Source organism: Streptomyces alkaliphilus (genome assembly GCF_014141535.1).
Classification (GTDB): Bacteria; Actinomycetota; Actinomycetes; order Streptomycetales; family Streptomycetaceae; genus Streptomyces; species Streptomyces alkaliphilus.
This window is the reverse complement of record NZ_VKHT01000159.1, coordinates 1-7,149: the sequence shown is the minus strand read 5'-3', so window position 1 is coordinate 7,149 and position 7,149 is coordinate 1. Positions and strand designations below refer to the sequence as shown.

The window sequence follows — 7,149 nt, the reverse complement described above, 5'->3', positions numbered from 1 at the left end:
CCGGGTCCCCCGTCCACCCGCCGGCCCCCGGGTTGCGGTCGTATTGTTCCCGGGTTCGAGGACTCGGGGGCCGGCCCGCGACGGCCCCGTCTTCTAGGGTCGAGGGGCGACTTCCGGCGGAATCCGCGCGACATACCACGCATTACCGCGTACCCGCCGGTAAGTGCGACGATGCGGGGGCGCGCCGTCGGGCGAGGAACGGGCGAACCCCCGGATCGCCGTGTCCGTCGCGCACCACACGGATGATCTCCTCGGCACACACGGGGACAGAGAAGGAAGTTCCGCCATGGCAACGGCGCCCAGCGTCTCCTATTCGATGACCGTGCGACTGGAGGTGCCGGCCGGCGGCACCGCCGTCAGCCAGCTCACCACGGTCGTGGAGTCCTCCGGCGGCCACGTGACCGGCCTCGACGTCACCGCCTCGGGCCACGAGCGTCTGCGCATCGACGTCACGGTGGCCGCGACCTCCACCGCCCACGCCGACGAGATCGTGCAGAAGCTGCGGACGATCGAGGGCGTCACCATCGGCAAGGTCTCCGACCGGACCTTCCTGATGCACCTCGGCGGCAAGATCGAGATGAGCGCCAAGCATCCCATTCGCAACCGCGACGACCTCTCGATGATCTACACCCCCGGTGTGGCCCGGGTGTGCACCCAGATCGCCGCCAATCCCGAGGACGCCCGCCGGCTGACCATCAAGCGCAACAGCGTCGCCGTGGTCACCGACGGCTCCGCCGTCCTCGGACTGGGCAACATCGGGCCGAAGGCGGCGCTGCCGGTCATGGAGGGCAAGGCGGCGCTGTTCAAGCGGTTCGCCGGGATCGACGCCTGGCCGCTGTGCCTGGACACCCAGGACACCGACGCCATCGTGGAGATCGTCCGCGCCATCGCCCCCGGCTTCGCCGGTATCAACCTGGAGGACATCTCCGCGCCGCGCTGCTTCGAGATCGAGGCGCGCCTGCGCGAGGCACTGGACATCCCGGTCTTCCACGACGACCAGCACGGCACCGCCATCGTGGTGCTCGCGGCCCTGCACAACGCACTGCGGGTGGTCGGCAAGGACCTGGGCGGTGTGCGGGTGGTGATGTCCGGGGCGGGCGCCGCCGGTACGGCCATCCTGCGCCTGCTGCTCGCCGCCGGGGTGCGGGACGCCGTGGTCGCCGACATCCACGGCGTGGTCCACGCGGGTCGGGAGGACCTGGCCGACGCGGACGGCGACGCCCCGCTGCGCTGGATCGCCGACAACACCAACCCCACCGGGCTCACCGGCACCCTCAAGGAGGCCGTGGTCGGGGCCGATGTCTTCGTCGGTGTCTCCGCCCCCGACGTGCTGGACGCCGAGGACGTGGCGGCCATGGCGGAGGGCGCCATCGTGTTCGCGCTCGCCAATCCCGATCCGGAGATCGATCCGGCCGTCGCCCGCCGGACGGCGGCGGTGGTGGCCACCGGTCGCTCGGACTTCCCCAACCAGATCAACAACGTGCTGGTCTTCCCCGGGGTCTTCCGGGGGCTGCTGGACGCGCAGTCCCGCGCGGTGGACGAGAGGATGATGCTGGCCGCCGCCCGCGCGCTGGCCGATGTGGTGGGTCCGGACGAGCTGAACCCGAACTACATCGTGCCCAGCGTCTTCAACGAGAAGGTCTCCGGAGCGGTGGCGGGCGCCGTGCGCGACGCCGTCGAGCGCTCCCGCGCCGAGGCGGCGGAGACGGCGGAGACGGCGGAAACCGTGGCGTCCGGGGAGCCCGCCGGGAACGCCTGAGGACGGCCGCCCCGCGGCGCGGGATGATCGTTTCGGGGCCGACCGGCCGGGGTGTCGCTCGGCCCCGGAACGCTCCGGGCCCCGCCCCGGGCGTCACCCTCACGGGTGGGCCGGGCGGCTCCCGAATGCCCCGCCGGGGTGGTTCGCACGGCACTCGCGACCCGTTCGGCGGCGCGTCGTGCGTGGTCGGGGGCCCGGGACCCGTAGGCTGATCGCCTGGCCGGGGCGGTGCCGGATTGGCTTTCCGGCCGGGTCCGGGGGCAGGATGCACACTCGGGCGAGAGGCCGAACAGGCGGACCCGACCGGGGAGCTGTCCGAGCACCCTGGCACCATCGGCTTCGATCTCACGCCTGACCGGCAAGAAACACACAGGAGTACGAACTATGAACCGCACCGAGCTGGTGGCCGCGCTGTCCGAGCGCGCCGAGGTGACCCGCAAGGACGCCGATGCCGTGCTGGCCGCGCTCGCCGAGGTGACCGGCGAGGTCGTCGCCAAGGGCGATGAGAAGGTCACCATCCCCGGCTTCCTGACCTTCGAGCGGACCCACCGGGCCGCCCGTACCGCCCGCAACCCGCAGACCGGCGAGCCCATCCAGATCCCCGCCGGTTACAGCGTCAAGGTCTCCGCGGGCTCGAAGCTCAAGGACGCCGCCAAGGGCAAGTGAGTCCCCCGTCCGTCGACCCGCCCGGCCGCCGGGTCGGCCGACGGACGGACCCGGATTCCCCGTCGACGGGGCCCGGGGGTGTTCTCGACGGAACACCCCCGGGCCCCGTCCCGTTCCGGAACGCCCCCGGCGGAGCCGGGGGCGTCGGGCCGCTCAGGGACGCTCGACCTTGGCCCCCAGCCGGCCGAGCTTCTCCATGAAGTTCTCGTAGCCCCGGTTGATCAGGTCGATCCCGTGCACCCGCGAGGTGCCCTCGGCGGCCAGCGCGGCGATCAGGTAGGAGAACCCGCCGCGCAGGTCGGGGATGACCAGCTCGCCGCCCTGCAGGCGGGTGGGGCCGGAGACCACCGCGGAGTGCAGGAAGTTTCGCCGGCCGAACCGGCAGGGCGTGCCGCCCAGGCACTCACGGTAGAGCTGGATCCGGGCACCCATCTGGTTCAGCGCCTCGGTGAAGCCCAACCGCGACTCGTACACGGTCTCGTGAACGATCGACAGCCCCGTGGCCTGGGTGAGGGCGACCACCAGCGGCTGCTGCCAGTCGGTCTGGAAACCGGGGTGCACGTCGGTCTCCAGGGCGATGGAGTTCAGCGGCCCGCCGGGGTGCCGGAAGCGGATGCCCCCGTCGGTGACCTCGAACGCGCCGCCGACCTTCCGGTAGACGTTGAGGAAGGTCATCATCTCGCGCTGGGCGGCGCCCCGCACGAGGATGTCGCCGCCGGTCGCCAGCGCGGCACTGGCCCAGGAGGCCGATTCCAGCCGGTCCGGCAGCGCCCGGTGGGTGTACCCGTCGAGGTGGTCCACACCGGTGATCCGGATGGTGCGGTCGGTGTCCATGGAGATGATGGCGCCCATCTTCTGCAGGACGCAGATCAAATCCTCGATCTCCGGTTCCACCGCCGCGTTGGTCAGCTCGGTGAGCCCTTCCGCCAGCACGGCGGTGAGCAGTACCTGCTCGGTGGCGCCCACCGAGGGGTAGGGCAGGCGGATTTTGCATCCCTGGAGGCGCTGCGGAGCCTCCAGGTACTGGCCGTCGGCGCGCTTGTCGATACGGGCACCGAATTTGCGCAACACGTCGAAGTGGAAGTCGACCGGCCGGCCGCCGATGTCGCAGCCCCCCAGGCCGGGGATGAAGGCGTGCCCCAGGCGGTGCAGCAGCGGGCCGCAGAAGAGAATCGGAATGCGGGAGGAACCGGCGTGCGCGTCGATGTCCGCGACGTGGGCGCTCTCCACCCGTGAGGGGTCCATCACCAGCTCGCCGTCCTCCTCCCCGGCCCGCACGGTCACGCCGTGCAGTTGGAGGAGGCCGCGCACCACCCGCACGTCCCGGATGTCGGGGACGTTCCGCAGTCTGCTGGGGCCGCTGCCGAGGAGCGCGGCGACCATGGCCTTGGGGACCAGGTTCTTCGCGCCGCGGACGGTGATCTCGCCCTCCAGCGGGGTGCCGCCGCGGACGAGCAGGACGTCATCGGTGTCGGTGTCGGTCATGGAACTCGCGATCTGCGGGAAGGGGTGGGAACCAGACACGATGGTAATCGGACAATCAGGCCGATCATTCCCCCGGTGAGGGGGGTGGGGATCCGGCGGAGGCCGCCCGGTCGGTCTCCCCGGGGGTGTTTTCGCAGGTGTTCCCACCGGCCTTTTCCGCGCCGTTCCGGATGGTGTCCTCGGACACTCCCGGTGATCGGGTGGCGGGACATCCCGGGAGGCCCCGCCGGATTTCCGGTCGACCGGAGGGAGCGGGATCCGCCGGCCCCGTGCGGGAATTCCGGCACCGGCCGACCCGGAGCGCCCTTCGGCCGAACGTTCGACGGGGAGTCAGGAGGGTTCGGGGTGCCCCGCGCGGTGACCGCCCACCCACTCCGGACATCCGTGCGAAAAATGTGGGTGACCCGCCCGTCACATGCCGGCGGACCGTTCCCGCTCACCGGGGGCATCCGCCGGGGCGCGATGCGCCGTTGCCCTCCCGACCGGCTCCCGGATGGGCAATCATGGCGTCATGACCGAGGTGTCCTCGCTCGCCGGGCGACTGCTGGTCGCCGCCCCCGCCCTGGCGGATCCCAACTTCACGCGTTCCGTCGTCCTGGTCCTCGACCACGACGCGGACGGAGCCCTCGGAGTGGTCCTCAACCGCCCCACTCCCGTGGACGTCTCCGAGGTGCTGGAACCCTGGGCCGCGCTCGCCGGGGAACCCGGGGTCGTCTTCCAGGGCGGGCCGGTGGCACTGGACGCCGCGCTCGCCCTGGCCGTGGTGCCGGGAGAGGGACCACTCGGCTGGCGGCGCGTGCACGGTTCGATCGGGCTGGTGGACCTCGACGCGCCCCCCGAGGTCCTCGCGGGGGAGGTCGGCTCGTTGCGGGTCTTCGCCGGCTACGCAGGGTGGGGCGCCGAACAACTCGAGGGCGAGCTGGACGAGGGCGCCTGGTACATCGTGGACTCCGAGCCGGGCGATGTCTCGGTACCCCGCCCCGAGGGTCTGTGGCGCGCCGTGTTGCGGCGCCAGCGTTCCGGCCTGGCCCTGTTGGCCACATACCCGGACGACCCGTCGCTCAATTAGGCTTGGGATCCATGAGCACTCCTGAGCCCGAGCGCGGGACGGGTACCGGCACCCTCGTCGAACCCACCCCGCAGACGACCCACGGTGACGGCGACCACGAGCGTTTCGCGCACTACGTCCAGAAGGACAAGATCATGGCGAGCGCGATCGACGGCAGCCCCGTCGTGGCGCTCTGCGGCAAGGTCTGGGTGCCCGGCCGGGACCCCAAGAAATACCCGGTGTGCCCCATGTGCAAGGAGATCTACGAGTCCATGGGCGCCTTCGGCGGTCGCGGCGGCAAGGGCGGCGGCAAGGGCGACAAGGGCTGAGTCCCGCGCCGGGGCCGCGCGGCCCCGGCGACCCCCGGCCGATCCTCCCGCCGGTACCCGGCCGTGCCGGCCGCACGTCACGGGCGGCCCCGTGCCGCCCGCCGGTCGGCGCGCGCCCGTGCGGCGCGTCGGGACGCCCCGTGCCCCGACGGGGTGAGCCGGCGCGCGACGCGCCCCTGCCGTCCGCCGGCGCGCCCGGCGCCCGCCGTCGTCCCCGGACCCGGCGCCCCGCGGAGCCCCGGCCCGCCGAGCGGGCGCTCCGCCGATCCTCCCCGGAAACCCCCGAAGAACTCCCGAAAGGGGCCGTCCCCCGGTTTGCAGATCGGGAAAATATGCCAGAGTTGCCACCTCCGGGTCGGGAGGACGTACCGTACGGCTCGGGAGCCGGGTTCCACCCGAGAGGGGCAGCAGGAGTGAGCACGCACGCACCGCGCACGGCGCAGCCGGTCGCGCTCCCGGCCACGCTCGACGAGGCCGTCGCGGCGTTGGCCGCGGAGCCCGCCGCGGTGCCCGTGGCGGGCGGCACCGATCTGATGGGGGACGTCAACGCCGGATCGTTGCGCCCCGCCGCCCTGGTCGGCCTCGGCCGCCTGGGTGAGCTGCGCGGCTGGGAGTACCGCGACGGTCACGCCGTCCTCGGTGCCTGCCTGACCCACGCCCGCATGGGCCGCCCGGACTTCGCCGCCCTCATTCCCGCCCTGGCCGCCGCCGCCCGCACCGCCGGCCCGCCCCAGGTGCGCAACGCCGGAACCCTGGGCGGCAACATCATCACCGGCGCCGCCACCGGCGACACCCTGCCGGTGCTGGCCGCGCTGGAGGCCCACCTGGTGGTCGTCGGCCCCGAGGGCTCCGAGCGCGGCATCCCGGTGGGACACCTGCTGGCCGGCCGCGAGCGGCTGCGCCCGGCCGAACTCCTCGCCTTCGTCCGCGTCCCCCTGCTGCACGCCCCGCAGACCTTCCTCAAGGCCACCGGTCGCACCGGTCCCGCCCGGGCGCTGGCCTCGGTCTCCGTGGTGCTGGACCCGGTCCGCCGCGAGGTGCGCTGCGCCGTGGGAGCCGTCGCCCCCATGCCGCTGCGCCCGCTGGAGGCCGAGCGCTGGGTGGCGTCGCTCGTCGACTGGGACGGCGAACGCCGGTTGCCACCGGACGCGCTGGCCGCGTTCGGCGAATACGTGGGGGCGGCCTGCGTGCCGGACCCCGAACCGGGACCGGAGGGCGGGGAGCCCGCCGAACTGTCCCCCGCGCTGCGGCACCTGCGGCGCACGGTGGCGGCGCTGGCCCGCCGCGGACTGGGAAGGGCGCTGTCGTGAGCGACATGAACGAGCACCGGCCCCGGCGCGCGGACGAGCCCGCCGACGACCGGTTCGAGGGGCCCCGCCGACACCCCGAACACCCGGAGTATCCGGGCGTTCCGCTGCCGCGCACCGGCTGGGGCGCGGAGTACGACTCCGAGGCCACCGCCCACATCCAGCTGCCCCCCGCCGTCCCGGACACCGACACCTCCGCCGATCCCCTCGCCGCCCCCGGCGGCCAGGACTTCCGGCCACCGGAGATCGGCACCGAGCCGCTCCTCCCCGCTCCGGAGACCGACCCCGGCGCGCCCGGCCGGTGGGCCAGCTGGACCATGCCCTTCGGCGCGGACGCCGCCCCGGCCCCGGCCGGGCCGGACGCGGCGCTGCGTCCCACCGGGACCGGTCCTGCGGGCCCCGCCGAGGACCCGGGGGCCTTCACCGGCGGACCCCCGCCCCCTCCGCCCGCCGGTTCGGCTGCGGCCATGGGGCAGGGGGCGGCGGCCGCGCTCGCCGGGGTGACCCGGGGCCGCACCGACACCGAGCGTCGTCCCGGGCCGGACGAGCCGCAGG

The 7,149-nt window shown here is 73.7% G+C and carries 6 protein-coding genes and 1 pseudogene; 6 read left to right on the top strand and 1 reads right to left on the bottom strand.

Going from position 1 to position 7,149, the window contains the following annotated elements:
• Positions 1 to 286: 286 nt before the first annotated feature.
• Together FNQ90_RS07830 and FNQ90_RS07825 are read left to right on the top strand one after the other, a co-directional pair.
• On the top strand, positions 287 to 1,759 hold the full coding sequence (locus FNQ90_RS07830; RefSeq protein WP_182605705.1) for an NAD-dependent malic enzyme: 1,473 nt from the start codon (positions 287 to 289) through the stop codon (positions 1,757 to 1,759).
• A gap of 384 nt (positions 1,760 to 2,143) precedes the next feature.
• The gene (locus FNQ90_RS07825) at positions 2,144 to 2,425 is read left to right on the top strand and encodes an HU family DNA-binding protein (protein ID WP_143620662.1); all 282 of its coding nucleotides are present in this window, start codon (positions 2,144 to 2,146) and stop codon (positions 2,423 to 2,425) included.
• Positions 2,426 to 2,578: 153 nt separating this feature from the next.
• Here the strand turns inward: FNQ90_RS07825 and murA are convergent, their stop codons facing one another.
• Positions 2,579 to 3,910 carry a UDP-N-acetylglucosamine 1-carboxyvinyltransferase gene (gene murA / locus FNQ90_RS07820; protein WP_182605707.1) on the bottom strand — a complete coding sequence of 444 codons (1,332 nt, stop codon included), beginning with the start codon at positions 3,908 to 3,910 and terminating at the stop codon, positions 2,579 to 2,581.
• 511 nt (positions 3,911 to 4,421) lie between these two features.
• Between murA and FNQ90_RS07815 the strand changes: the two genes are divergently transcribed.
• The 4 genes and pseudogenes from FNQ90_RS07815 to FNQ90_RS07800 form a co-directional block, all read left to right on the top strand.
• On the top strand, positions 4,422 to 4,979 hold the full coding sequence (locus FNQ90_RS07815; protein ID WP_182605703.1) for a YqgE/AlgH family protein: 558 nt from the start codon (positions 4,422 to 4,424) through the stop codon (positions 4,977 to 4,979).
• An 11-nt stretch (positions 4,980 to 4,990) separates the two neighbouring features.
• On the top strand, positions 4,991 to 5,287 hold the full coding sequence (locus FNQ90_RS07810) for a DUF3039 domain-containing protein (protein WP_143620666.1): 297 nt from the start codon (positions 4,991 to 4,993) through the stop codon (positions 5,285 to 5,287).
• Between the two features lie 413 nt (positions 5,288 to 5,700).
• Positions 5,701 to 6,597, top strand: coding sequence for an FAD binding domain-containing protein (locus tag FNQ90_RS07805; protein WP_143624961.1), 897 nt, complete (start codon positions 5,701 to 5,703; stop codon positions 6,595 to 6,597).
• Positions 6,594 to 7,149: pseudogene (locus FNQ90_RS07800) on the top strand (hypothetical protein); the annotation flags it as partial. The gene FNQ90_RS07805 and the pseudogene FNQ90_RS07800, both read left to right, overlap by 4 nt.